Raw genomic sequence first — 24,693 nt, 5'->3', positions numbered from 1 at the left:
ATCAGAGCCTCGCGTTGTGGATCTCAGTCACGAGCAGCGCACGCGCACCCAGCTCGTACAGCTCGTCCATCACCCTGTTCACGCTCTTGCGGGGCGTCATCACGCGCACCGCGACCCAGTCGAGGTCGCGCAGCGGGGAGATGGTGGGCGATTCCATACCCGGAGCGACCTCCGCGGCCTGGTCGATGAGGTTCTGCGGCAGGTCGAAGTCGAGCATCACGTAGCGGCGCGCGACGAGCACGCCGCGCAGGCGACGCACAAGGCGGTCGACGCCCGCCGCCTGCTCCGGCGCCTGGATCAGCACGGCTTCCGACTTCAGCAGCACGTCGCCGAAGATCTCCAGGCCGGCCTGCCGCAGCGTCGTGCCGGTGGAGACGACGTCGGCGACGGCGTCGGCGACGCCTAGGTCGACGGCCGACTCGACCGCGCCGTCGAGACGCACGACGTCGACCTCGATGCCGCGGTCGGCGAGGAACGATGCCACAAGACCCGGATAGGCGGTGGCGACGCGCATGCCTGCCAGGTCGCTCAGCTCGTGGAATCGGCTGGGCGGGCCGGCGAAGCGGAAGGTCGAGCCGCCGAAGCCGAGCGCCTCGATCTCGGTGGCGGGCTCACGGGTGTCGAGCAGCAGGTCGCGCCCGGTGATGCCGACGTCGAGCGCACCGGATGCGACGTATGTGGCGATGTCGCGCGGGCGCAGGTAGAAGAACTCGACGTCGTTGGCCTCGTCGATCAGGTGCAGCTGTTTCGTGTCGCGGCGAGTGGCGTATCCCGCCTCATCGAGCATCTCGATGGCAGTCTGCGAGAGGGATCCCTTGTTCGGGACGGCGATGCGGAGCATGGTGGCTTTCGTTCGTGTCTACGGGTGATTCATCCGGAACCGCTGGCGCGGATCACAGATGTCGGTAGACGTCCTCGGGGGTCAGGCCCTTGGCGATCATCATCACCTGCAGGTGATAGAGAAGCTGCGAGATCTCCTCGGCCGCTTCGTCATCGGTCTCGTACTCGGCGGCCATCCACACCTCGGCGGCCTCCTCGACGATCTTCTTGCCGATCGTGTGGATGCCGGCGTCGAGCTCGCGGACCGTGCCCGACCCTTCGGGGCGCGCACGTGCCTTCTCGGTCAGTTCCGAGAACAGGGAGTCGAAGGTCTTCACCCGTCAAGGCTACCGGTTGCGAGAGACCGCTTCGTTCATCCGGATGCCGCCGGCCGAGCACCGTTCAGTGCGGCGAATGGCTGTGGGCGCGCGCCAGTTCTCGCAGGTCCTCGATGGCGCCCTCGACATCGGAAGCGCCGAACACGGCGGATCCCGCGACGAAGGTGTCGGCCCCCGCCGCGGCCGCCTGCTCGATCGTGCCCGGTTGGATGCCGCCGTCGACCTGGAGCCACACCTCGGAGCCGTGCTTGCGTGCCTGCTCGCGCAGCTGTTCGATCTTGTGCATCGTGCCGGAGATGAACGACTGGCCGCCGAAGCCCGGCTCGACGGTCATCACGAGGATCTGGTCGAACTCGTCGAGGTAGTCGAACAGCTGCTCTGGGGCCGTACCCGGTTTGATCGCGATGCCGGCACGGGCGCCGATCTCGCGCAGCCGGCGGGCGAGGGCGATCGGCTCGCTCGCCGCCTCGAGGTGGAAGGTCACCGACGCGGCGCCGATCTCGGCGTAGCGGGGTGCCCAGCGATCGGGGTCGTCGATCATGAGGTGCACGTCGAGCGGCACCGGGCTCGTCGCCTGCACTCGCTCGACCATCTGCGGGCCGAAGGTGAGATTCGGCACGAAATGGTTGTCCATCACGTCGACGTGCACGTAGTCGGCTCCCGCGATGCGGGCGAGATCCGCCTCCATGTTGACGAAGTCGGCCGACAGGATGCTCGGGTTGATGCGCGGGGCGGCGGGAAGACTCACGCGTCGATTATCGCAGAACCGGATGGCACGATGAGGCCGCGCGACGTGCGAGCGGCGCGCGGCCCCATCATCCGAAGGCGAGAGCCGTTCGTGATCTCGGTCAGAAGCCCGAGTCGAACAGCTCGTCCTCGCGGCCCTCCTCGACCAGCTTCTGGTACCCGTTCGCAGCGATCGCGGCGGCATTGCTCACCGTTGCGATCGGGCCGACGAGCCAGCCGCCGTCCTCCTTCACCGCGATCGGGCGTGCCTCTTCGAGGCCGAGCAGCGTGAGCGGCTTCACGTCGGTGATGCAGTACTCCTCCGGCTCGCCGTAGGACCTCGGAATGCTGATGCACGGGTGCGAGTAGACGGCGGTCTCCCCCTCGGCGCTGATCTCCAGGTTCTGCACGTCGATCGCGGCGCGGTCGCCGTCGACGTCGCTGGTGGCCTCGAGGCCGCCGAAGGTCACGTCGACGCCGCCTGACAGTTCGCCCAGCCCCGCCGAGTCGCCGAACAGCGACATCCAGCGGCGTTCGGCCAACGGCATCGTCTCGGCGAGGGCGGCGTAGTCTCCGGATGAGGCGAAGGCCGAGACGCCCTCGGTGAAGCCCGCCAGCGCGGCCTCAGGCGATTCGTACGGCTTCGCTTCGATGATCTCCGTTCCGTACGGCACGGTGTCACCGCTCGTTCCGAAAGCCGTGTCCGAGACCGTCAGAAGCGGGCTGACGAACCAACCGCCCTCGTCGACGGCCATCACCGAGTACGGATAGGCCCGTGCGAGTGCCTCAGGGTCGCTCGAATCGACGTAGGAGTTCTCCGCGACGCCGGCCCACTCCTCCGCGAAGTCGATCGTGTACGGCAGCTCGCCCCCGATGGAGTCCGTCATCTCGCCGACCTGCCGGTCCACCATCTCCTCGATCTCGTCGTCGGAGTAGTACCCGCCGTACTCGTCCGAGTCGTATCGCTCCTCGGCAACGGTCCGGAGTGCCTCCTCGAGCTCATCGACATCGGCGTCGATCGTGACGGTGCCGCCGATGAGCCGTACACGGGCGACCTCGTCCATCAGCTGATCGGTCTCGTACGTCAGGTCGCTGGAGGTGACGTCGATCGCGTCGAGCACATCCTGGGCGACGGTCAGGTACTCATCGTCGCCGCTGTCGCCGATGTCGCCGATGGTCTTCACCGCCTCCTCCAGATAGGTCATCTCGCTCGGCGCCATCGAGGTGTACAGCGCGATCGGGTCGACGTCGAGCGCGCCGTCGACGAGCTTCGACGCGGCCGCCTCCGGCGAGTTCGACCCTCCGCCGAACAGGCCTGCCGAAGCCGCCCAGACCGCGCCGCTTCCGGCGACCAGCACGACGACGCCGACCGCAGACAGGCTGATCACGAGGCCCTTCTTCGATTTCTTGCGAGGCGCATCTACGACGGGTGACGGAGCCCAGGCGACGCCGGGCTGCATCGGAGCGGGCTGCGCGCCGAACGCGTGGTCTGGCTGCTGGCCGAAGTCCTGGACGGGCTGGTGCGGGTTCGCGGGGGCGCCCTGCTGCGGGAAAGGCGGGTCGCCGTGCGGCTGCGTCGGCGCCGCGGTGGGCTGAGCCGGCTGCATGCCGCGACGCTGCGCGACCGCGGCCCTGGCTGCGTCATCGCCGTAGGTGGCGATCCAGTCCAACAGCGCGTCGTGAGCGTTGGGGTGGCGGGCGATCGCAGCCGACAGGTCGATGCGCGCCGTGGCGATCTCGGCGAGACGCTCAGCGGGGGTGTTCGGATCGGCGAGTTCGTCCTCAGGACGGAACGGACTGGTCATGTGTCCTGCATTTCTCTCTCGGTGGCGCCTGGTGCGACGTGCACGTCGAGAATACCGGCGGAGACTGCCGCTCCCCATGGGCAGAAGTGCCCCGGCGCGGCTCGCTACGCGCGCTTGCGCAGCAGGGAGAGGAACATCGCGTCGGTGCCGTGGCGGTGCGGCCACAGCTGCGCGCGGCCCGATCCGTCTGCCGGCTCCGCGAGGTCGATCTCGCCGAGGGAGACGGCGCGGATGGCTGCGCGGGCGTCGAGCTCCTCGATGCCGTCGCCGAGCTCGTCCGTGATGCGCGACACGACTGCGGCGGTCTCAGCCAGGTGGGGTGAGCACGTGACATACGCCACGACGCCGCCCGGCTTCAGCGCCCGGATCGCCTCGCGCAGCAGCCGCTCCTGCAGCTCGGCCAGCTCCGCGACGTCCGCCGGACGTTTGCGCCAGCGCGCCTCCGGTCGGCGGCGCAGCGCGCCGAGCCCGGTGCACGGGGCGTCGACCAGGATGCGGTCGTACGTCGCTTCGCGTTCAGCGGCGAGCTCCCGTCCGTCCTGCTCCGCCACGTCGACGTTCCCGGGAACTGCGTCGAGCGCCCTGCGCACCAGCTCGGCCCTGTGCGACGACAGCTCGTTCGCCTCGAGCACGGCGCCGCGCTCGCGCGCCTCCGCAGCGAGCAGCGCGGTTTTGCCGCCGGGACCTGCGCACAGATCGAGCCAGCGCTCAGATGCCGGTGCCTCCGTGCCGACCGCGCCATCTGCTTCCCCTGTCCCGCGTGCGTCGACAGCGCCGAGGTCGAGGCGCGACAGCGCCAGCGCCACCAGCTGCGAACCCTCGTCCTGCACCCGGATGCGACCGCCGGAGGACCGCACGAGCGGCTCGGGGTCGCCGCTGGCCGCGCTGAACCCCACGGGCGAGAATGCGGTGCGCGGTGCGGTGGGCTCTGCGAGCCCCGGCAGTGCGATCATCGTCACCCGCGGCGAGGCGTTGTCCGCCTCGAGCAGTTCGACCAGCTCATCCGCCCGGCCTTCCGCGGCCAGTGCCCGACGGAAGGCCCGGATCACCCACACCGGGTGCGAGTAGCGCGCCGCCAGTCGATCGTCGTCGGATCGCGCCGCTTCCTCGAGGATGTCGATCCACTCATCGAGCTCGCGTTCGGCGACCCTGCGCAGCACCGCATTCGCGAATCCTGCAGCACCTCGGCCGCCCGACTCACGCACCAGCTCAACGGATTCGTTCACCGCTGCGTGCCTCGCCACGCGTGTCGACAGCAGCTGGTGCGTGCCGAGGCGGAGTGCGTCGAGAACCGGGGCGTCGATGTCGTCAGCATTGCGACGTGCTGCCGTCGCGATGATTCGGTCGTATGTGCCGATGCGCCGCAGCGTGCCGTAGGTCAGCTCTGTGGCAAGCCCCGCGTCCGCACCGTTCAGGCCAGCACGCTCGATCTCACGAGGCAGAAGCAGGTTCGCGTAGGCATCGTCGTCGGTCACCGCCCGCAGCACGACATAGGCGACGCGGCGGGAGTTCTGCACGCGTGTGCGTCCGCGATCGCCGCCGCGCTGTGTGCGGCGGTCGACGTCGTCGCGCCCCCGGGGAGCGTGTTCGCTCCGAGTGCCGCGACGCGGCGGACGGGAATCGTCGCCGCGGCGCGCAGGGCCACGGCCGTGAGCCGAATCTCCGGATCGTCCGCCGTTCATGAGCCGAGCCTGACGTCGCCGCGCTGGCCGCGGAACCAGTCAGCCGCATTCATCGCACCCTTGCCCGCGGGCTGCACGCGGGTCAGCAGCACGGCACCGTCGCCCGTGCCGGCGAACACGCCGTCCTTGCCAGCCGCGAGTTCGCCTGGTGCCAGTTCCGGCGCGTCGGCGGCCGGAGCGGCCTCGTGGATCTTGAGCCTCTCCCCCGCCACCGTGGTGTGCGATCCGGGTTCCGGGGTGACGCCCCTGTGGCGGTCGAGCACGTGAGCGGCCGTCTGGTCCCACCGCACCCGACCATCGTCGAGTGCCAGTTTGGCCGCGTGCGTCTGCTCGCCGTGCTGCGCAGTCGCGGCCGCGGTGCCGTCAGCGATGCCCTCGACGACATCTGTGACCAGCTGCGCACCGGATTCGGCGAGCTCGGCCAGCAGGTCAGCGGCCGTGGCATCCGCGGCGATCTCGTGACGCAGCTGCGCGTACACGTCGCCGGCGTCGAGCTCGGGCACGAGTCGGAACACAGCGGCGCCCGTCTCGCGATCGCCGGCGATGAGCGCTCGCTGCACGGGGGCGGCGCCCCGCCAGCGCGGCAGCAGCGAGAAATGCAGGTTGATCCAGCCGTGGTCAGGCGCGGACAGCAGGGGTTCCCGCACGAGCCCGCCGTAGGCGACGACGACGGCGAGCTCCGCGCCCAGCGCGACGAGCTCCTCTGTCGCCTCGTCGCCGAGCCGCGCGGCCTTCAGCACGGGCAGGCCCAGCTCGTCGGCGGCCCGCGCAACGGGCGACGGCGTCATCACTCGTCTGCGGCCGATCGGGGCATCCGGCCTGGTGACGACCATCCGGATGTCATGCCCTGCCGCGTGCAGAGCACGCAGTGTCGGAACGGCGGCATCGGGGGTGCCCGCAAAGATCAGTCTCACGAAAATGTGCTCCGGTCATCGGTTGTGCGGCCTCGAGAACCGCAGGTGTCAGACAAGAATTCTAGTTCCGCTGGCCGACGCGCTGCCGAGAAGCGCACTTATTCGACGTGGGCCCGTCCGAACCGGCGCATCTCGACGAGGAGTGCGCATCTCGGCAGCGGAGTCAGAGCTCGGGGTCGAGGACGTCGAGGCGGACGCTGAGTGCGGCGCGGGCGCCCTTGCGGCGGTCCTTGCGTCGGCGGGTGCTGACCGCTTCGGCGATCACCGATGCACGCAGCGACGTCGCCACGGCGGCACCGCGGGCGTAGTCGAACCGCACGAGAGCGCGCTGGGCGGTCGGGCCGAAGCGCTCACCCGCTTCGAGGGGAACCGGGCCGAGCACGGCGTCGGGCGGCAGATCGGGAATGTGCTCACGCAGCTTCTCGATCGCGCGCTGCACCGCTGCTCCCACTCCCTCGACACGTGCCACCCGCGCGGCGGGCGGCAGGTGCAGCGGCGCACGCTCTGCGAGTTCGGAGCGGGCGTACCCCGCGTGCGTCCAGGAGGCCAGTGCCCTCGCCACCGGCCCGTTCACGCCTGCGAGATGCACGGGTGATCCGGGGGCTGCGAGTGCCGCCGCGTTCGACCACCAGCGCAGGCAGGCCTCGCCGATGCGCAGGTCGGGCGACTGCAGCATCCGCTCGCCGTCGAGCAGCAGCACCGCGCGGTAGCCGCCGTCCGCGACCGGCTCGGCTCCGCGCGTTGCGACCACGAGCGCGGGTTCCGGCCCCACTTCCCGCACCTGATGGTCGCCGTCCGCGATGATCACGCGCGTGCCAGGGAATGCTCGTCCCAGCTCGTCGGCCGTGCGCTCCGATCCGGACGACGACAGCCGCAGACGCACGGACTCGCATTTCTGGCACGCCCAGTTGTGCGCGCCGCGCCCGCACCACCCGCACACGGGCACCGCGCCGCGCGAGCTGGCCTGCAGCGGCCCTCCGCACGACGCGCAGCGCGCCGGCGCCCTGCAGTCCGCGCACACCAGGCTCGGCGCATAGCCGGGGCGCGCCACCTGCACGAGGACCGGCCCGTGGTCGAGTGCCTCCTTGGCCGCACGGAATGCGGCTGAGGGCACGCGCGCGCCTCGTTCGTCCTCCCTGGTTCCGCTGAGGCGCACGTTCGCCTTCTCGCGCCTGGCGGCGGCCACCTCGGTGACGAAGCCGATCTCGACGAGTCGCTGCACATCGGACGATCGCGTATGTCCGGCGAACACGAGCGCGCATCTCTCGAGGCCCTGGCGCACGAGGGCGGCGTCACGCGCATGCACGTAGGGTGCGAGCGGCTCCTCGTAGAGCGTGTCGCCGTCGTCCCAGATCGCGAGGAGGCCGAGCTGGTGGACCGGCGCGTAGACGGCGGACCGATTGCCGATGACGACGCACGGACGCTCCTCGAGGGTGCGCAGATACCCGGCGTAGCGCTCTGGGCCGGACTGGCCCGCATCGTGGCGCACGAGCGCGTCTGAGGGAATGTGCTCATCCGCTATCGACTGCAGACGGTCGAGGTCGCGATGATCCGGCACGGCGATGACCGCCGAGCGCCCGCCAGCCAAGGTGTCGGCCGCCGCCGCCACGAGCAGGCGCGCCCACGCGTCCGGCCGAGGCTGCGCGTTCAGCGCGAGCCGCTCCGCGGACCGGATGCGGTCGGCGAGCCCGGGGAAGGCCGCAAGTTCCAGCGTCGCTTCGCTGAGGCCCGTGACGGTCGGCGCTCCCCCGCGCTCGGCCGCCAGCCATGCCTTCTCCGCACGCACCATCCGCTTCGGGATCGCCAGTCGCAGCACGTCACCGGCGGAGCCCGCAGCTCTGTCGGCGACGGCGCGCGCCAGACGGTACAGCCGTTCCGGCAGCACGCGTGCCGATGAGACGACCTGTTCGAGATCGCTCAGCGTGCGGCTTCCGTCGTCTTCGGCTGCGACCTCGACCACGAAGCCCTCGACGACGCGCCCGGCCGTGCGCAGGGGTGCCTTCACGCGCACACCGCTGACCACGCCGGAGACGAGTTCATCCGGAATCGCGTAGTCGAACAGCCGGTCCAGCTGCGGCACGGGCGAATCGATGAGCACCCGAGCGATCGGGCGCGCCCCCGTCACGGGCGTTCGCGGGAGAGTCGCCGCGCCGACCGTGGATGACCAGCGTGCGCCGCGCCGAGCCGCGCTCCGCCCGCCGACCGCATCAGATTCCCGCTGCGCGCCGCAGCGCCTCCGCGCGGTCGGTGCGCTCCCAGGTGAAATCGTCTCCGTCGCGGCCGAAATGGCCGTAGGCGGCGGTTGCCGCGTAGATCGGTCGCAGCAGGTCGAGCTCGGCGATGATGGCGGCGGGCCGCAGGTCGAAGACCTGCTCGATCGCGGAGACGATCGTCTCATCCGCCACCGAGCCGGTGCCGAAGGTCTCGACGTACAGCCCCACAGGGTTCGCCTTGCCGATGGCGTACGCGACCTGCACCTCGAGTCGATCTGCCAGGCCCGCGGCGACCGCGTTCTTCGCGACCCAGCGCATCGCGTACGCCGCGGAGCGGTCGACCTTCGACGGGTCCTTGCCGCTGAACGCGCCGCCGCCGTGGCGCGCCGCGCCGCCGTACGTGTCGATGATGATCTTGCGCCCCGTCAGCCCCGCGTCGGCCTTCGGGCCGCCCAGTACGAAGCTGCCTGACGGGTTGACCAGGATCCGCGCATTCGACAGATCCAGCCCCGTCTCCTCGAGCACGGGGCGGATCACGACGCGTTCGATCGCTTCGCCCAGGTCGGCATGGGAGATGTCCGGATTGTGCTGCGTCGACAGCACCACGGTCTCCACCGTCTTCGGCACGCTGCCCTCGTAGCCGAGCGTGACCTGCGTCTTGCCGTCGGGACGCAGGAACGCCAGTTGCCCGGACTTCCTGACCGCGGTCAGTCTGTGGGCGATGCGGTGCGCCGCCCAGATGGCCATCGGCATCAGCTCGGGCGTCTCGTTGGACGCATAGCCGAACATGATGCCCTGATCGCCGGCACCCTGACGGTCGAGTTCGTCGCCGTCATCGCCGCCGCGGTGCTCGGAACTGGTCGTGACCCCGTCGCCGATCTCGCGGGACTGCTCGCCGACCGAGACCGTCACACCGCACGAGTCGGCGTCGAACCCCATATCGGAGGACGTGTACCCGATGCGCCGGATGACGTCGCGCACGATCGTGGCGATGTCGGCGTAGCCCGATGTGCGGATCTCGCCTGCGACGTGCACGAGGCCCGTCGTGACCAGTGTCTCCACCGCGACCCGCGCGTCAGGATCCTGCGCGAGCAGCGCGTCGAGGACGCTGTCGGAGATCTGGTCGCAGATCTTGTCGGGGTGGCCCTCGGTGACGGACTCCGAGGTGAACAGGCGCAGGCTCATGGGGCTCCAGAATCGAAGAAGGTGGTCGCCGTCATTCTGACAGCGACCACCGACGTCCGGCGAACGTATTGCGTTTCGTCGCGACGAGCCGACTACTCCGCGGCGCGAAGGCGCAGCTTGTCCTGGTGGATCTCGCGCAGCGCGATCGTGAGTGGCTTGTCCTGGATCTCGCTGTCGACCAGCGGGCCGACGTTGTCGAACAGGTTCCCCTCGTGCAGATCGGTGTAGTAGTCGTTGATCTGGCGGGCGCGCTTCGCGCCGTACACCACGAGCTCGTACTTCGAGTCGACGCGCTCCAGCAGCTCGTCGATCGGCGGGTCGATGATGCCCTTGTTCTCGGTAGCCATGCCGCTCCTTAGAAGTCGTCGTGCCCGTTATGCGGGCACATCTGCCAATTCTACGACCTGTTCCGCCGCTTCGGCGACGTCGTCGTTCACCACGAAGAAATCGAACTCCCGCTGCGCGGCCAGTTCGACCCGTGCCGTGCGCAGTCTGCGCGCGCGTTCCTCGTCGTCTTCGGTGCCCCGTCCGACCAGTCTGGTGACCAGTTCGTCCCAGCTCGGCGGCAGCAGGAACACCAGCGTCGCCGACGGCTCGGCGGAGCGCACCTGCCGCGCACCCTGCAGATCGATCTCCAGCAGCACCGTCCTGCCGGCGCGCAGCGCCTCGTCGACCGGACCGCGCGGCGTGCCGTAGCGATGCGTGTTGTGCACGGTCGCGTATTCGAGGAGTTCGTCGTTCGCGATCATCCGGTCGAACTCCGCGTCGTCGACGAAGTAGTAGTGCGTGCCGTCGACCTCGCCGGGCCGGGGCTGACGCGTCGTCGCCGAGACCGAGAGATGGATCTCGGGATGGGTGTCTCTGATCCGCATGGCGACGGTCCCCTTCCCGACGGCCGTCGGGCCGGCGAGGACGAGCAGCCGGCTGCGACCGGGGCGGGGCTCCGGTTCGGGGAAGCGCGTGTCGAGCCAGCCGCAGAGTCGGTCGCGCTGGCGCGGCCCCAGTCCGCCGAGGCGCTTCACGGGTGCGATGCCGACCTCGGCGAGCACGCGGTCGCGCTTGCCGCGGCCGATCGCGGGCAGGGCGAGCAGGAAGTCCGTCACGCGCAGCGTACCGGCGGGGGAACGCGTGTCAGACTCCGCGCGTCGGAGCACCTCCTGGGGCGCCAGCACGCGGGTTCCGATGTCCCGCTTGAGCGACGCCCTCGCCCTGCGCGCTTCGATCGCGCGGCGGGACGCGGCCGTGCGGTCGACCTCGGGCGGTCTGACGCTGTCAGCGGGCATCTCGCGCCTCCCGGTACTCTGCCGCGCGCGCGGCGATGGTCTCGACGATGGCGTCGGGGCCTGTCCGCAGCAGGCTCCTGCTCTCCGAGGCCAGCACGTTGCCGGCCAAGGCGCCGAAGCGCGGCAGGAGATCATCCGGGCCGGCTCCCTGTGCGCCGAAGCCCGGCGCGAGGATGGGCATCCCCGCCAGCACGTCGTCGGTGAGGCCGGAAGCCGTTCGATCGATCGTCGCGCCGACCACGAGCCCGGCCGACCCCAGCGGCGCTCCCCCGCCCGCGGCGGAGACGTCGAGCGCAACGCGGCGCGCCACGGTCTCGCCGCCGTCGCCGATTGCCCGCTGCAGTGCGGCGGCCTCGGGGTTGCTGGTCGCGCCGAGGACGAACACGCCCTTATCTGCCCGCAGCGTCGTTTCGATCGACGCCGTCAACGACCCCGCTCCGAGATACGGCGACAGCGTCACGGCGTCCGCCTCGAGCGGAGATCCCGGCTCCAGCCAGGCGCTCGCGTAGCCGGCCATGGTGCTGCCGATGTCGCCGCGCTTGGCGTCGGCTACGACGATCAGTCCTGCGTCGCGTCCGGCGGCGAGCACGGCTTCGAGCGCGGCGAAGCCGGCGCTGCCGAAGCGCTCGAAGAACGCCACCTGAGGCTTGATCGCGGCCACCCGGCCGGCTGAGGCCTCTACCACGCGCAGACCGAACCGCTTCAGCCCATCCGGCGTCTGCTCGAGCCCCCACGCGTCGAGCAGCTCCGCGTGCGGGTCGACCCCGACGCAGAGCGGCCCGAACGCGTCGAGTGCACGCCGGAGCCGGGAACCGAAGGTCACCGTCACACCAGCGCCTTCCGTGCGATCTCGTACTCCTGCAGGCTCGTCACCTCGAAGCCGCCGTCGACGGCGTCCATCGCGCTCACCGCGGCGCCCAGCGTGACGATCGTGGTGAACAGCGCCTTGTCGGCGGCGACGGCTGCCGCGCGGATCTCGTAGCCGTCGGCACGCGCCGACATCCCGCTCGGAGTGTTCACGACGATGTCGACGCGGCCGTCGTTGATCAGATCGACGATGTTCTCGCTGGCGTCGGAGTCGCTGTACTTCGCCACGACCTCCGTCGGAATGCCGTTGCGCGTGAGGATCTCCGCAGTGCCCTCCGTCGCGAGCAGTGTGAACCCGAGCTGGTGCAGGCGGTGCGCCGGCAGCAGCACGTCGCGCTTGTCGCTGTCGGCGACCGAGATGAACACGGTGCCCGAGTTCGGCACGCCGCCGTAGGAGGCGACCTGGCTCTTGGCGAACGCGATGGGGAACGTCTTGTCGATGCCCATCACCTCGCCGGTGGAGCGCATCTCGGGTCCGAGCACCGAATCGACGATCTGCCCGGTCGCGGTCCTGAAGCGCTTGAACGGCAGCACCGCTTCCTTCACCGACACCGGTGTGCCAGGCGGCACCACCGTGCCGTCGGCTACAGGCAGCAATCCCTCTTCGCGCAGCGCGTCGATCTTCTCGCCCGCCATGATCCGGCTCGCCGCCTGGGCGAGCGGGATGCCGAGCGCCTTCGACACGAACGGCACTGTGCGGCTGGCGCGCGGGTTCGCCTCGATCACGTAGAGAACGCCGGCGCTGATCGCGAACTGCACATTCAGCAGGCCGCGCACGCCGACGCCTTCCGCGATGGCGCGCGTCGCTTCGCGCACGCGGGCGATCTCGTTGCGCCCGAGCGACATCGGCGGCAGAGCGCAGCTCGAGTCTCCCGAGTGGATTCCCGCCTCCTCGAGGTGCTCCATCACGCCGCCGACATAGAGCTCCTCTCCGTCGAACAGGGCGTCCACGTCGATCTCCACCGCGTCGTCGAGGAAGCGGTCGACCAGCAGCGGCGCATCCTCTCCGATGATCGCGCTCTCGGCGATGCGGACGAAGTAGTCGCGCAGGCTGGGCGTGTCGTAGACGATCTCCATACCGCGACCGCCGAGCACGAACGACGGGCGCACGAGCACCGGAAAGCCGATCCGCTCCGCGATCTCGACCGCGTGCTCCTCGTCCACGGCCGTGCCGCTGTGGGGGGCGACGAGGCCGCCGCGCTCGAGGATCTCGCCGAACAGCTGACGGTCCTCCGCCATGTCGATCGCCGCGGGGCTGGTGCCGAGGATCCGGTAGCCGGCATCTTCGATCCCCTTCGCCAGGGCAAGCGGGGTCTGTCCGCCGAGCTGACAGACCACACCGTAGATCTCACCCGACCGGCTCTCGGCGTGCAGCACCTCGAGCACGTCCTCGAGCGTGAGCGGCTCGAAGTACAGCCGATCCGAGGTGTCGTAGTCAGTCGAGACCGTCTCCGGGTTGCAGTTGACCATCACGGTCTCGTACCCGGCACCGCTGAGCGCGAAGGACGCCTGCACGCAGGAGTAGTCGAACTCGACGCCCTGTCCGATGCGGTTCGGCCCCGAGCCGATGATGACGACCTTCTTGCGGTCGCTCGGGGTGATCTCCGTCTCGAAGTCGTACGACGAGTAGTGGTACGGCGTGAGCGCGGGGAACTCCCCCGCGCAGGTGTCGACCGTCTTGTAGACCGGGCGCAGGCTCAGCGCGTGGCGCGAATCGCGCACCTCGACCTCCGTGAGACCGCGCAGCTGCGCGATCTGCACGTCGCTGAATCCGTGCTCCTTCGCCAGGCGCAGGGCGCGCTCATCGAGCTCGTCCGCCCCCGACACGGCGTCGGCGACCTCGTTGATGAGCACGATCTGGTCGATGAACCACGGATCGATCTTGGTCGCGTCGAACACCTGGTCCGCCGTCGCCCCCAGGCGCAGCGCCTGCTGCACCTGCACGATGCGGCCGTCGGTCGGCGTCCGCATCGATTCGAGCAGCTCGTCGACCGCTGCGGACTGCTCTCCCCAGTGGAACGAGGATCCGCGCTTCTCGACAGAGCGCAGCGCCTTCTGCAGCGCGGTGGCGTAGTTGCGGCCGATCGCCATCGCCTCGCCCACCGACTTCATGGTGGTCGTCAGGGTCGGATCGGCGGCCGGGAACTTCTCGAACGCGAACCGCGGCACCTTCACCACGACGTAGTCGAGTGCCGGCTCGAACGACGCGGGCGTGACGCCGGTGATGTCATTCGGAACCTCGTCGAGGCGGTAGCCCAGCGCGAGCTTGGCCGCGAGCTTCGCGATCGGGAAGCCTGTGGCCTTCGACGCGAGTGCGGAGGAGCGCGACACGCGCGGGTTCATCTCGATGACGATGATGCGGCCCGTCGCCGGGTCGATCGCGAACTGGATGTTGCAGCCGCCGGTGTCGACGCCGACTGCTCGGATGATGTCGATGCCGATGTCGCGCAGCTTCTGGTACTCGCGGTCGGTGAGCGTGAGCGACGGTGCGACCGTGATCGAGTCGCCCGTGTGCACACCGACAGGGTCGACGTTCTCGATCGAACACACGACCACCGTGTTGTCGGCGGTGTCGCGCATCAGCTCGAGCTCGTACTCCTTCCACCCGAGGATCGACTCCTCCAGGAGCACCTCGGTCGTGGTCGACTCACGCAGACCGTCGCCCGCCATCCGGCGCAGCTCTTCCTCGTCGTGCGCGAACCCGGAACCGAGGCCGCCCATGGTGAACGACGGCCGCACGACCAGCGGGTAGCCGAGATCAGCGGCCGCATCGAGCACCTCGTCCATCGTGTGCGCGATGCGGCTGCGCGCCACCTCGGCGCCCGCCTCGACGACGAGCTCCTTGAAGACCTGGCGGTCCTCGCCCTTCCGGATCGCGTCGACGTTCGCGCCGATCAGCTCGACGTCGTACTTGTCGAGGATGCCCTGCTCGTGCAGGGCCATCGCCGCGTTCAGCGCCGTCTGGCCGCCCAGGGTCGGCAGGATCGCATCCGGCTTCTCCTTGGCGATGATCGTCTCGATCACGTCGGGGCTGATCGGCTCGACGTACGTCGCGTCAGCGAAGTCGGGATCGGTCATGATCGTCGCCGGGTTCGAGTTGACGAGGATGACGCGCACGCCCTCTTCGCGGAGCACACGGCAGGCCTGGGTTCCCGAATAGTCGAACTCGCACGCCTGACCGATCACGATCGGCCCGGATCCGATCACGAGGACGGACTGGATGTCGTCGCGCTTAGGCATGGGGGCCCTTCTTGCCGAGGTGGTCCAGGACCATGGCCTGGAACCGGTCGAACAGGTAGTTGGCGTCGTTCGGCCCGCCGGCGGCCTCCGGGTGGTACTGCACGGAGAAGGCGGGGATGTCGAGGGCGCGCACGCCCTCCACGACGTTGTCGTTGAGGCCGATGTGGCTGACTTCGATGCGGCCGAACCCGGCGGGACTGTCGAAGACGCCCTCGATCGGAGCCTCGACCGCGAAGCCGTGGTTCTGCGCCGTGATCTCCACGCGTCCGGTCGATTTGTCGCGCACCGGCTGATTGATGCCGCGATGCCCGAACGGCAGCTTGTAGGTGCCGAGGCCGAGCGCGCGCCCGAACAGCTGGTTGCCGAAGCAGATGCCGAAGTACGGCAGTCCGTCGCGCAGGGCGGACTGCAGCAGCTCGACATGGGCGTCGCTGGCCGCGGGGTCGCCAGGACCGTTCGAGAAGAACAGCGCGACGGGGTCGATCGCACGGATCTCGTCGAAGGTGACGTGCTGCGGCATCACGTGCACCTCGAAGCCGCGGCTGGCGAGGTTGTCCACCGTCGCCTGCTTGATGCCGAGGTCGATCACGGCGAGATTTCCGATCCTCTCGCCCACGGCCTGCGTCACCTGCACGGCGTCGACCGAGACCTGGGCGGAGAGGTTCTGCCCCGTCATCTCGGGAGCGGCTGTGACGGAGCGCAGCTGCTCATCGGCGGTGAGGTCGGCCGCCTCGCCCGAGAACACGGCGCCGCGCATCGAGCCGTCGGACCGGATGTGCCTGGTGACCGCACGCGTGTCGATGCCGCTGATGCCGACGATGCCGTCGCGCTCCAGTGCGGTTTCGAGCGATTCCTCAGCGCGCCAGTTCGACACGACGCGCGAGGGGTCGCGCACGATGTAGCCGGCGACCCACACGCGGCGGGATTCCGCGTCTTCGCTGTTGACCCCCGTGTTGCCGATGTGCGGTGCGGTCTGCAGCACGATCTGACCGGCGTACGACGGGTCTGTGAGGGTCTCCTGGTAGCCGGTCATCCCTGTGGTGAAGACGACCTCGCCGACCGTGGTGCCGCGTGCGCCGTAGGCGTAGCCGTCGTAGCGGCTGCCGTCCTCCAGCACGAGCACCGCACGGTCGCGGTCAAGAAGAGTAGAGGTCACTGCTCGGCTCCTGTGTGTTGTGCCGACAGATCGTCGATCGCGCGGACGAGGGCGTCCGGCGAGTGACTCTGTAGGCGGATGTAACTGTCGCAGATGGTGTCGTCGTCGCTTCGCCACGCGACGAGCACGAGCCCGTCGCGCTCCACGACGCGGTCGATGGTCCATGTCGCCCTGCCCGCACCTTCGATGCGGCCAGCGTCGAGGAAGAGGGAGGGGGTGCCTGGCATGTCGAGCGCGACACCGGATGTCGTCACGGTGACCGTGACGCGGGAACGGAACGCCAAGTGGGGCAGCGCGAGCCGGTCGAGCGGCGCATCGTGACGGGTCGTCGCCACATACAGTCCGTCGAAGACAGCGGTGGTCTCGCCCCGCACCTGGCCCAGCGGCACCTGGATCTCAGCGGAGACCCGTCGTCGTCTGCGCCATCCCCACCACATCAGCACCAGCACCAGGGCGATCACGCCCGCGAAGAACGCGATGCCAGGCAGGTACGCCAGCATCAGGCGTTCTCCTGCTCGACGATCTCGCCGTCTGCGAGCGTGACACGGCCGCGGTGGATCGTCCACGTTGTCCTGCCAGGCAGCTCGTCGCCGAGGTACGGCGAGTTCTCACTGCGGCCGCGCAGGTCGGCCGCGGTGAACACGCCCTTCACGTTCGGGTCGTACAGCGTCAGCTCCGCGCCCGACCCCTCGGCGATGTCCTCGCCGTGGCCTGGAAGCTGACCGATCCCGGCCGGCGTCTTCGACATCACGCGCGCGACGTCGGCCCAGTCGAGCAGGCCTGTGTCGACCATGGTCTTGTGCACGACGCGCAGCGCGCTCTCGAGGCCGACCATGCCGTGGGCGGCTGCGTGCCATTCGCACGCCTTCGATTCCTCGGGGTGCGGGGCGTGGTCTGTGGCGACGATGTCGATGGTGCCGTCGGCGAGACCCGCACGCACGGCCTCGACGTCTTCGGCACGACGCAGCGGTGGGTTCACCTTGTAGCGGGCGTCGTAGCCGCGCACCTTCTCGTCGCTGTAGAGCAGGTGGTGCGGCGTGACCTCGGCCGTGACGTCGATGCCGCGGGCCTTCGCCCACCGGATGATATCGACTGAGCCGGCCGTGGAGAGATGGCACACGTGCAGTCGCGAGCCGACGTGCTGTGCGAGCAGCACGTCGCGCGCGATGATCGATTCCTCGGCGACGGCGGGCCATCCGGCCAGCCCCAGCTCAGCCGAGACGACGCCCTCGTTCATCTGGGCGCCCTCGGTGAGCCGAGGGTCCTGCGCGTGCTGGGCGATCAGACCGCCGAACCCCTTCACGTACTCGAGCGCACGGCGCATCAGCAGCGGGTCCGCCACGCACGAGCCGTCATCGCTGAACACGCGCACGTTCGCTCGCGATGACGCCATGGCGCCCAGCTCGGCGAGTCGCTCGCCCTTCTGGCCGACCGTCACGGCGCCGATCGGCTGCACGGTCGCGTAGCCGGCCGCTTCACCCAGCGCCAGCTCCTGTTCGACGACACCGGCGTTGTCGGCCACGGGCATGGTGTTCGGCATCGCGAACACGGCGGAGAACCCGCCTGCCGCCGCGGCACGCGTGCCCGTGAGGATCGTCTCGCTGGCTTCGAAGCCCGGTTCGCGCAGGTGAACGTGCAGGTCGACGAGCCCCGGCAGTGCGATCAGGCCGTCCGCGTCGATCCTGGTCGCTCCTGCGCGGCTCAGGCCTGTGCCGATCTCGACGATGCGTCCGTCGTCGACGACGATATCCGCCCTGTCCGATCCTTCGATCGCGGCGCCGGTGATGAGAAGAGTCTCGCTCATCGTCCCTCCTCATTCGTCGTCTGGTCCGTCCCGCGTTCCCCCGACAGGAGCAGGTAGAGCGCGGCCATCCTGACCGACACTCCGTTCGTGACCTGTTCGAGCACCGTGGAGCGGCCGGAATCAGCAGCAGCAGGGGATATCTCGAGGCCACGGTTCATCGGGCCGGGATGCATCACAATCGTACCGCCGCTCAGACGCGCGAACCGTTCGCGGCCGAGGCCCCAGCGGCGCGAGTACTCGCGCTCCGAGGGGAAGAACGAGGCGTTCATCCGCTCGAGCTGGATGCGCAGCACCATCACGGCGTCCTGGCCCGCTGCGAGGGTGTCGTCCAGGTCGTAGCTGACGTCGACCGGCCATGCGGAGAGATCCTGTGGGAGCAGCGTCGGCGGTGCCACCAGCGTGACCTGCGCGCCGAGCGTCGCCAGCAGCCACACGTTCGAGCGGGCGACCCTGGAGTGCAGAACGTCGCCGATGATCGCGACCCGTACACCGTCGAGGTCGCGACCGCGGCTCGCCGCACCGTGCAGGCGCCTGCGCATCGTGAAGGCGTCGAGCAGTGCCTGGGTCGGATGCTCGTGCGTGCCGTCGCCCGCGTTGACGACGCCGGCCGAGATCCAGCCGCTGGTCGCCAGGGTGTGAGGCGCGCCCGACGCCCCGTGGCGGATCACCACCGCGTCGGCGGCCATCGCCTGCAGCGTCTGGGCCGTGTCCTGCAGGCTCTCGCCCTTGGAGACGCTGGAGCCCTTGGCCGAGAAGTTGATCACATCGGCAGAGAGCCGCTTGGCGGCGGCCTCGAAGGAGATGCGCGTGCGCGTGGAGTCCTCGAAGAAGAGGTTCACCACGGTCTTCCCGCGCAGCGTCGGAAGCTTCTTCACCTCGCGGCTCTGCGTGTCCGCCATGTCCTCTGCGACATCGAGGATCCGGATGGCCTCCTCACGCGAGAGCGTGCGCGTGTCGAGCAGGTGCCTCATTCCGTGCCTTCCTCGATCGTGACGTCGTCGACGCCGTCGACCTCGGCGAGGCGGACGTTCACGCGCTCGGCGCGTGCTGACGGGAGGTTCTTGCCGATGAAGTCCGGCCGAATGGGGAGCTCGCGATGGCCGCGGTCGACCAGGATCGCGAGGCGCACGGCGGCGGGTCGGCCGATGTCCTTGAGCGCGTCGAGCGCCGCTGAGATGCTGCGACCGGAGAAGAGCACATCGTCGACGAGCACCACGACGCGGCCATCGATGCCGGTGCGGGGGATCTGCGTCGGCCGCGGAGCGCGGGTGGGGTGTCGCGAGAGATCGTCGCGGTACATCGTCACGTCCAGAGCGCCCGTGGGGACGGCGACGCCAGCGAAGCGTTCGATCAGAGCGGCCAGTCGCTCGGCGAGATTCACGCCTCTGGTGGGGATGCCCAGCAGGACGAGCCCCTCCGCGCCGCGATTGGCCTCGAGGATCTCGTGGGCGATCCGGGTCATCGCCCGACTGATATCGGCTTCCTGAAGCACAGCTCGCGTGCTCATCCGCCACTCCCTTCTCCGCCTCACTGGACGGTCTTAAAGGTTCGGTGCGCTCAGTCTAGCCTGTCGCCTGACTCGCTGTGCCGGGCTCGCGAGATGCGCACTTTTTCGACAAAGTGGCGTCCAAAGCGGCGCAACTCGACGAGAAGTGCGCATTTCGGCAGCAGGGTTCGGTGTCAGTTCGCCTTTTCGATGCGGGCGAGGACGCCGTGAACGAAGCCGCTGGACTCGTCGGTGGAGAGCTCCTTGGCGAGCTCCACGGCCTCGTTGATCGCCACGGCGGCGTCGACCTCGTCGTTGTAGAGGATCTCCCATGCCCCGATGCGCAGCAGAGCACGGTCGACGGTGGGCATCCGGTCCAGTCGCCATTCGCGGCTGTGCGTCTCGATCTGCTCGTCGAGCTCGTCGCCGTTATCGATGACGCCGTCGACGATCTCACGGGCGTACAGCCATGAGGCCTGACGCTCGGGCTCGCTCGCGGCGCGCTTGGCCGCGGTTGCGAGTGCCTGCGGCAGCGTGTCTCCGCGGACGTCGGCGGAGAACAGAATGTCGAGGGCGCGCTTGCGCGCCTTGGTGCGTGCGCTCAAGGGTCAGTCGTTCACGCGGCCGAGGTAGTCGCCCGTGCGGGTGTCGACCTTGACCTTGGTGCCCTCGTTCAGGAACAGCGGCACCTGGATCTCCGCGCCCGTCTCCACCGTGGCCGGCTTGGTGCCCGCGTTCGAACGGTCGCCCTGCAGGCCCGGCTCGGTGTAGGTGATCTGGAGCACGATCGACGGCGGCAGCTCGATGTACAGCGGCTGGCCGTCGTGCATCGCGATGGTGACGATCATGTTCTCGAGCATGAAGCGCGAGGAGTCGCCGACGACCGCCGCCGGCACGTTGATCTGGTCGTAGTCGCGCTGGTCCATGAAGAAGAACGTGTCGCCGTCGTTGTACAGGTACTGGTAGTCGCTGCGGTCGACGTTCTGCACGTCGACCTTGGCACCGGCGTTGAAGGTCTTGTCGATGATCTTGCCCGAGACGACGTTCTTCATCTTCGTGCGGACGAAGGCACCGCCCTTGCCCGGCTTCACGTGCTGGAACTCCACGATGCTCCAGAGCTGGCCGTCGATCGAAAGAACGACCCCATTGCGGATGTCTGCGGTGGATGCCATGAAGGAGATTCCGTTTCGTGTCGTGTCAAGTTGCCAGGGCGCGCGGCCCGAGAACCCATTGTACGGGTAGCCGGATGTGCTCCCCCGCCCCGCGCGTCTCTTCATTTCTGGCACGAATCTGCTGGGCCACCCATCCGGAGATGTGCCAGAAATGAAGAGTCGGCGCGTCAGAGGGCGACGGTGGTGCGGGTGGGGGGCTGAGAGTCTTCTGCCACCTCGAGGTAGGCGGCGTAGAGGAGGGACTCGTCCGGCGCCTGCAGCACGGTGGGTTTGGCGATGTCGTCGAGCACGATGAACCGGAGCATCCCCGCGCGGGCCTTCTTGTCCCGCTGCATCGTCGCCAGCAGCTGCTTCCACGCGCCGATCCGGTACGTCGTCGGCAGCCCCAGCGACTCGAGGACGGCTCGGTGCCTGTCCACCGCCGCGTCCGAGAGCCGCCCGGCCAGCCGGGACAGCTCAGCGGCGAACATCATGCCGATCGAGACCGCTGCGCCGTGGCGCCACTGGTAGCGCTCGGCATGTTCGATCGCGTGGCCGAGTGTGTGCCCGTAGTTCAGGTGCTCGCGCACACCGGACTCACGGAAGTCCTCGCCGACGATGTCGGCCTTCATCCGGATGGCCAGTTCGATCGTGCGGCGGAACTCCTCGCTTCCGACGTCCGTCGCCCGCTCGGGGTCGGCCTCGATGATGTCGAGGATCTCCGGATAGCGGATGAATCCCGCCTTGACCACCTCGGCGTAGCCCGCGACGGCCTCATTGCGAGGAAGACTCGCGAGCAGGTCCAGGTCGCACAATACGGCGTGCGGCGCCCAGAATGCGCCGACGAGGTTCTTGCCCTCGGCTGTGTTGACGCCCGTCTTCCCGCCGACGGCCGCATCGACCATGCCGAGAACCGTGGTGGGAACCTGCACGACCTTCACACCGCGCAGCCAGCTGGCCGCCACGAACCCGGCGAGGTCGGTCACCGCGCCGCCGCCGAACCCGATCACTGCGTCTGTGCGGGTGAAGTCGGCCTGCCCCATGATCTGCCAGCAGAACGAGGCGACCTCGATGCGCTTGCCCTGCTCGGCATCCGGAATCTCCGCCAGCAGCACCTCGCGCTCGCCCAGGAGGCTCTCCCGCAGGGCCTCCGCCTCCTTCTGCAGCGTCGGAGGGTGCACGACGAGCACCTTCTTGGCGATCTCCGGCAGCGTCTCGCCCAGTTCGGCGACGAGCCCGCGGCCGATCCGGATGCCGTAGCCCGTCGCGCCGCTCACGCGGATCTCGGTGACATCGCTCATTCGGATTCCTCCTGCTCTCTGACCCAGTCGACGATGCGATCGACGACGTTCTGGATCGGACCTGTCGATGTGTCGATCTCCAGCGTGGAGACCGCGCGGTACGTCGGCATGCGCTCGTCCCTGATTCGGATCCACTCGGCGAGCGGGTCGCTGTCGCTGCGGTTGAGCAGCGGTCGCTTCTGACCGCGCAGACGCCCGGCGATGGCCGTGTCCGAGACGGTCAGCAGCACGACACGGTGGCCGGCCAGTGCTTCTCGCGTGCCGTCGTGAGTCAGTGAGCCGCCGCCGAGCGCGACGACGCCGTCCTGCGAGAGCGAGGCGAGAACCGCTTCGTGCTCGTACGCGCGGAACGTCGTCTCCCCCTGCTCGACGAAGATGTCTGCGATCGGACCGTGGTGCTGGACGACGATGGAATCGGTGTCCCTGAATGGCACGCCGAGCGCCTTCGCCGTCTTGCGGCCGATCGCCGACTTCCCCGCGCCCATCGGACCGACCAGCACGAGCAGCGGACGCACGGGCGCACCTTGCTCGAACGGGCCGGGTACGGCGGTCGGTGCGTCGTCCGTCATGCGTCGGGCGCGACGGCGTCGTCGTCCGTCGTGCGCAGCTCGTCGGGGATCGCGGCGAGGTAGCCCTCGAGATTGCGGCGCGTCTCGGCCAGAGAGTCACCGCCGAACTTCTCGATGACGGTCTCGGCGAGCACGATGGCGACCATCGCCTCGGCGACCACGCCCGAGGCCGGCACGGCGCACACATCGGAGCGCTGGTGGTGCGCCGTGGATCCCTCGCCCGTGGCGACGTCGACTGTGCGCAGTGCGCGCGGCACGGTCGCGATCGGCTTCATGGCCGCACGCACGCGCAGCGCGGTGCCCGTGGACATCCCGCCCTCGGTGCCGCCGGCCCGGCCCGACCCGCGTCCGACACCCGCTTCGGTCGCGAACAGCTCGTCGTGCGCGGCCGAACCGCGACGGCGCGAGGTGTCGAAGCCGTCGCCGACTTCGACGCCCTTCATCGCTTGGATGCTCATCAGCGCCTGGGCGAGTTTGCCGTCGAGCCGACGGTCCCACTGCACGTGGGAGCCGAGCCCTGGCGGGAGCCCGTACGCCAGCACCTCGACGACGCCGCCGAGCGTGTCGCCGGCCTTGCGTGCGTCGTCGACTTCGGCCACCATCCGCTCGCTCGTTGCGGCGTCGAAGCACCGCAGCGGATCGGCGTCGAGGGCGGCGACGTCATCCGGATGCGGCAGCGCAGAGCCGTCAGGCACCCGCACCGGACCGATGGAGAGCGTATGGCTGACGAGCCGGATGCCCAGTTCGCCCAGGAACGAACGGGCGATCGCCCCGAGGGCGACGCGGGCGGCCGTCTCACGGGCGCTGGCGCGCTCGAGAATCGGGCGGGCCTCGTCGAAGCCGTACTTCTGCATGCCGACGAAGTCGGCATGTCCCGGGCGCGGGCGCGTGAGCGGAGCACCGCGGCCGCGGGACTTCTCGGTGAGCTCCACGGGAGCAGCGCTCATCACCTCGGTCCACTTCGGCCACTCGGTGTTGCCGATGCGCAGGGCGATCGGGCTGCCCATCGTGTAACCGTGCCTGACGCCCGAGGAGAGCGTCAGCTCGTCCTGCTCGAACTTCATCCGGGAGCCGCGGCCGTAGCCCAGCTTGCGGCGCTGCAGATCCTGTTGGATCTGCTCAGCGAGGAGCGGGACGCCAGCGGGCAGACCCTCCATAACGGCGATGAGTTCGGGGCCGTGCGATTCGCCGGCCGTCATGACACGGAGCATAGGCTCCATCTTCCCATGCGTTCGAGGCACGCTGCGCCACGACCGCGGCGGGCTCGTGGTCAGCGCGGACCGCTGAGTGCCTTGCGCATCGCCTCGAGCACGGCATCCTCACCCTGGAGCGGCTCGCCGCGCTCCCCCGACACGAAGATGCGCACCTGCAGCACGGCCTGGTGCAGCAGCATGCCGAGCCCGGGGACGACGTCTGCCTCCCAGCGGCGCGCGAGCGCGGACGGCCAAGGGTCGTAGGCTACGTCGAACAGCGTGCCGCCCGTGCCGGCAAGGCGGACGAGGTGCTCTGCTGGCAGGTCCGCCCCGCCGGGGAGCGTCGCGATCGTGACATCGGCGGCACCGGTGACCGCGTCGAATGCCGCGGCGTCGACGCGGACTCCCGCCCGCTCCCCCAGCTCGACGAGCGCCGCCGCGCGCTCGGCACGGCGTGCGACCACCTGCACCCGGCGTGCGCCTGACTCCGCCGCCGCCACGAGTGCCGATCCGGCCGTGGCACCCGCTCCGAGGATCCTGACGCGCTCGGCACCGTCGAGGCCCGCCTCGTCCATTGCACGCACGATGCCGCCGACGTCTGTGTTGAACCCGCGCGGTCGGGTTGCGCTCCCGTCACCGGCGAACAGCAGCGTGTTCACCGCTCCGGTCAGCTCCGCGTGCCTGTCGCGGGTGCGAGCGGCGGCGAAGGCGCCCTCCTTGAGCGGCATCGTGAGTGCGAGCCCGCGCCACTCCCCGTTCAATGAGGCCAGGGCCGCGTCGAGACCGGCACGATCGACGCGGCGCCGGTCGAAGGACCAGTCGAGTCCGAGTGCTCGGTGCGCCGCGCCGTGCAGGTGCGGTGAGCGGCTGTGGTCGATCGGATCGCCCCACACCTCGAGACGACGACCTCCGTCGATCGGCGGGTTCACGTGCGACTCACTCCGAAGCGCGTCCTGCATTC

Annotated in this window: 23 protein-coding genes; all 23 read right to left on the bottom strand. The window is 69.5% G+C overall.

The window, feature by feature from the left end:
* Position 1: 1 nt before the first annotated feature.
* The 23 genes from hisG to CIK77_RS01465 all read right to left on the bottom strand — a co-directional run bounded on the left by hisG (position 2) and on the right by CIK77_RS01465 (position 24,691).
* Positions 2 to 841 carry an ATP phosphoribosyltransferase gene (gene hisG / locus CIK77_RS01575; protein WP_087055445.1) on the bottom strand — a complete coding sequence of 280 codons (840 nt, stop codon included), beginning with the start codon at positions 839 to 841 and terminating at the stop codon, positions 2 to 4.
* A gap of 52 nt (positions 842 to 893) precedes the next feature.
* Positions 894 to 1,157 (bottom strand): phosphoribosyl-ATP diphosphatase, encoded by a 264-nt coding sequence (locus tag CIK77_RS01570; protein WP_087055446.1) that lies wholly within the window; start codon positions 1,155 to 1,157, stop codon positions 894 to 896.
* A 64-nt stretch (positions 1,158 to 1,221) separates the two neighbouring features.
* Entirely contained in the window at positions 1,222 to 1,905 is a 684-nt protein-coding gene (gene rpe, locus CIK77_RS01565; RefSeq protein ID WP_087055447.1) for a ribulose-phosphate 3-epimerase, read from the bottom strand.
* 100 nt (positions 1,906 to 2,005) lie between these two features.
* Positions 2,006 to 3,688, bottom strand: coding sequence for a variant leucine-rich repeat-containing protein (locus CIK77_RS01560; RefSeq protein WP_087055448.1), 1,683 nt, complete (start codon positions 3,686 to 3,688; stop codon positions 2,006 to 2,008).
* A gap of 104 nt (positions 3,689 to 3,792) precedes the next feature.
* Positions 3,793 to 5,205, bottom strand: a complete 1,413-nt coding sequence (locus tag CIK77_RS01555) for an RsmB/NOP family class I SAM-dependent RNA methyltransferase (protein WP_249268630.1) — start codon at positions 5,203 to 5,205, stop codon at positions 3,793 to 3,795.
* Positions 5,206 to 5,366: 161 nt separating this feature from the next.
* Positions 5,367 to 6,284, bottom strand: a complete 918-nt coding sequence (gene fmt / locus CIK77_RS01550) for a methionyl-tRNA formyltransferase (RefSeq protein ID WP_087055450.1) — start codon at positions 6,282 to 6,284, stop codon at positions 5,367 to 5,369.
* Positions 6,285 to 6,447: 163 nt separating this feature from the next.
* The gene (locus CIK77_RS01545; protein WP_258861434.1) at positions 6,448 to 8,382 is read right to left on the bottom strand and encodes a primosomal protein N'; all 1,935 of its coding nucleotides are present in this window, start codon (positions 8,380 to 8,382) and stop codon (positions 6,448 to 6,450) included.
* 109 nt (positions 8,383 to 8,491) lie between these two features.
* Entirely contained in the window at positions 8,492 to 9,682 is a 1,191-nt protein-coding gene (gene metK / locus CIK77_RS01540; protein ID WP_087055451.1) for a methionine adenosyltransferase, read from the bottom strand.
* Between the two features lie 92 nt (positions 9,683 to 9,774).
* A complete protein-coding gene (rpoZ, locus tag CIK77_RS01535; protein ID WP_087055452.1) occupies positions 9,775 to 10,029 on the bottom strand; it encodes a DNA-directed RNA polymerase subunit omega in 255 nt (84 codons plus the stop codon).
* A 27-nt stretch (positions 10,030 to 10,056) separates the two neighbouring features.
* The gene (gmk, locus tag CIK77_RS01530; protein WP_087055453.1) at positions 10,057 to 10,965 is read right to left on the bottom strand and encodes a guanylate kinase; all 909 of its coding nucleotides are present in this window, start codon (positions 10,963 to 10,965) and stop codon (positions 10,057 to 10,059) included.
* Complete coding sequence (gene pyrF, locus CIK77_RS01525; RefSeq protein ID WP_087055454.1) at positions 10,955 to 11,794, bottom strand: orotidine-5'-phosphate decarboxylase; 840 nt, start codon at positions 11,792 to 11,794, stop codon at positions 10,955 to 10,957. The genes gmk and pyrF overlap by 11 nt, the downstream gene beginning before the upstream one ends.
* On the bottom strand, positions 11,791 to 15,072 hold the full coding sequence (gene carB, locus CIK77_RS01520) for a carbamoyl-phosphate synthase large subunit (RefSeq protein ID WP_087055455.1): 3,282 nt from the start codon (positions 15,070 to 15,072) through the stop codon (positions 11,791 to 11,793). Before carB ends, pyrF begins: the two co-directional genes overlap by 4 nt.
* Positions 15,065 to 16,228 (bottom strand): glutamine-hydrolyzing carbamoyl-phosphate synthase small subunit, encoded by a 1,164-nt coding sequence (gene carA, locus CIK77_RS01515; protein ID WP_087055456.1) that lies wholly within the window; start codon positions 16,226 to 16,228, stop codon positions 15,065 to 15,067. Before carA ends, carB begins: the two co-directional genes overlap by 8 nt.
* Positions 16,225 to 16,728, bottom strand: a complete 504-nt coding sequence (locus tag CIK77_RS01510; protein ID WP_087055457.1) for a PH-like domain-containing protein — start codon at positions 16,726 to 16,728, stop codon at positions 16,225 to 16,227. The genes carA and CIK77_RS01510 overlap by 4 nt, the downstream gene beginning before the upstream one ends.
* Positions 16,728 to 18,032 carry a dihydroorotase gene (locus tag CIK77_RS01505; RefSeq protein ID WP_087055458.1) on the bottom strand — a complete coding sequence of 435 codons (1,305 nt, stop codon included), beginning with the start codon at positions 18,030 to 18,032 and terminating at the stop codon, positions 16,728 to 16,730. Before CIK77_RS01505 ends, CIK77_RS01510 begins: the two co-directional genes overlap by 1 nt.
* Positions 18,029 to 19,003: an aspartate carbamoyltransferase catalytic subunit gene (locus CIK77_RS01500; RefSeq protein ID WP_087055459.1), complete on the bottom strand. Its 975-nt coding sequence runs from the start codon at positions 19,001 to 19,003 to the stop codon at positions 18,029 to 18,031. The genes CIK77_RS01505 and CIK77_RS01500 overlap by 4 nt, the downstream gene beginning before the upstream one ends.
* Positions 19,000 to 19,539: a bifunctional pyr operon transcriptional regulator/uracil phosphoribosyltransferase PyrR gene (gene pyrR / locus CIK77_RS01495; protein WP_087055460.1), complete on the bottom strand. Its 540-nt coding sequence runs from the start codon at positions 19,537 to 19,539 to the stop codon at positions 19,000 to 19,002. The genes CIK77_RS01500 and pyrR overlap by 4 nt, the downstream gene beginning before the upstream one ends.
* A gap of 173 nt (positions 19,540 to 19,712) precedes the next feature.
* A complete protein-coding gene (gene nusB, locus CIK77_RS01490; protein WP_087055461.1) occupies positions 19,713 to 20,123 on the bottom strand; it encodes a transcription antitermination factor NusB in 411 nt (136 codons plus the stop codon).
* Between the two features lie 3 nt (positions 20,124 to 20,126).
* A complete protein-coding gene (gene efp, locus CIK77_RS01485; RefSeq protein WP_087055462.1) occupies positions 20,127 to 20,690 on the bottom strand; it encodes an elongation factor P in 564 nt (187 codons plus the stop codon).
* A gap of 167 nt (positions 20,691 to 20,857) precedes the next feature.
* Positions 20,858 to 21,970 carry a 3-dehydroquinate synthase gene (aroB, locus tag CIK77_RS01480; RefSeq protein WP_087055463.1) on the bottom strand — a complete coding sequence of 371 codons (1,113 nt, stop codon included), beginning with the start codon at positions 21,968 to 21,970 and terminating at the stop codon, positions 20,858 to 20,860.
* The gene (locus CIK77_RS01475) at positions 21,967 to 22,539 is read right to left on the bottom strand and encodes a shikimate kinase (protein WP_087055464.1); all 573 of its coding nucleotides are present in this window, start codon (positions 22,537 to 22,539) and stop codon (positions 21,967 to 21,969) included. The genes aroB and CIK77_RS01475 overlap by 4 nt, the downstream gene beginning before the upstream one ends.
* Complete coding sequence (aroC, locus tag CIK77_RS01470; protein WP_087055465.1) at positions 22,536 to 23,750, bottom strand: chorismate synthase; 1,215 nt, start codon at positions 23,748 to 23,750, stop codon at positions 22,536 to 22,538. Before aroC ends, CIK77_RS01475 begins: the two co-directional genes overlap by 4 nt.
* Positions 23,751 to 23,809: 59 nt before the next feature.
* Positions 23,810 to 24,691 (bottom strand): shikimate dehydrogenase family protein, encoded by an 882-nt coding sequence (locus CIK77_RS01465; protein ID WP_087055466.1) that lies wholly within the window; start codon positions 24,689 to 24,691, stop codon positions 23,810 to 23,812.
* Between the last annotated feature and the right edge of the window lie 2 nt (positions 24,692 to 24,693).

Source organism: Microbacterium sp. JB110, assembly GCF_003335195.1.
Classification (GTDB): domain Bacteria; phylum Actinomycetota; class Actinomycetes; order Actinomycetales; family Microbacteriaceae; genus Microbacterium.
Note: the sequence above shows the minus strand (reverse complement) of the source record. Positions and strands in the feature narration are given on the sequence as shown.

Bases quoted from the DNA above. Each gene is read 5' to 3' on its own strand.
- aroC (WP_087055465.1), bottom strand. From the start codon at position 23,750: ATGCTCCGTGTCATGACGGCCGGCGAATCGCACGGCCCCGAACTCATC.
- carB (WP_087055455.1), bottom strand. From the start codon at position 15,072: ATGCCTAAGCGCGACGACATCCAGTCCGTCCTCGTGATCGGATCCGGG.
- CIK77_RS01475 (WP_087055464.1), bottom strand. From the start codon at position 22,539: ATGACGGACGACGCACCGACCGCCGTACCCGGCCCGTTCGAGCAAGGT.
- CIK77_RS01560 (WP_087055448.1), bottom strand. From the start codon at position 3,688: ATGACCAGTCCGTTCCGTCCTGAGGACGAACTCGCCGATCCGAACACC.
- CIK77_RS01510 (WP_087055457.1), bottom strand. From the start codon at position 16,728: ATGCTGGCGTACCTGCCTGGCATCGCGTTCTTCGCGGGCGTGATCGCC.
- hisG (WP_087055445.1), bottom strand. From the start codon at position 841: ATGCTCCGCATCGCCGTCCCGAACAAGGGATCCCTCTCGCAGACTGCC.
- CIK77_RS01465 (WP_087055466.1), bottom strand. From the start codon at position 24,691: ATGCAGGACGCGCTTCGGAGTGAGTCGCACGTGAACCCGCCGATCGAC.
- gmk (WP_087055453.1), bottom strand. From the start codon at position 10,965: ATGCCCGCTGACAGCGTCAGACCGCCCGAGGTCGACCGCACGGCCGCG.
- CIK77_RS01500 (WP_087055459.1), bottom strand. From the start codon at position 19,003: ATGAGGCACCTGCTCGACACGCGCACGCTCTCGCGTGAGGAGGCCATC.
- metK (WP_087055451.1), bottom strand. From the start codon at position 9,682: ATGAGCCTGCGCCTGTTCACCTCGGAGTCCGTCACCGAGGGCCACCCC.
- efp (WP_087055462.1), bottom strand. From the start codon at position 20,690: ATGGCATCCACCGCAGACATCCGCAATGGGGTCGTTCTTTCGATCGAC.
- rpoZ (WP_087055452.1), bottom strand. From the start codon at position 10,029: ATGGCTACCGAGAACAAGGGCATCATCGACCCGCCGATCGACGAGCTG.
- pyrR (WP_087055460.1), bottom strand. From the start codon at position 19,539: ATGAGCACGCGAGCTGTGCTTCAGGAAGCCGATATCAGTCGGGCGATG.
- CIK77_RS01505 (WP_087055458.1), bottom strand. From the start codon at position 18,032: ATGAGCGAGACTCTTCTCATCACCGGCGCCGCGATCGAAGGATCGGAC.
- aroB (WP_087055463.1), bottom strand. From the start codon at position 21,970: ATGAGCGATGTCACCGAGATCCGCGTGAGCGGCGCGACGGGCTACGGC.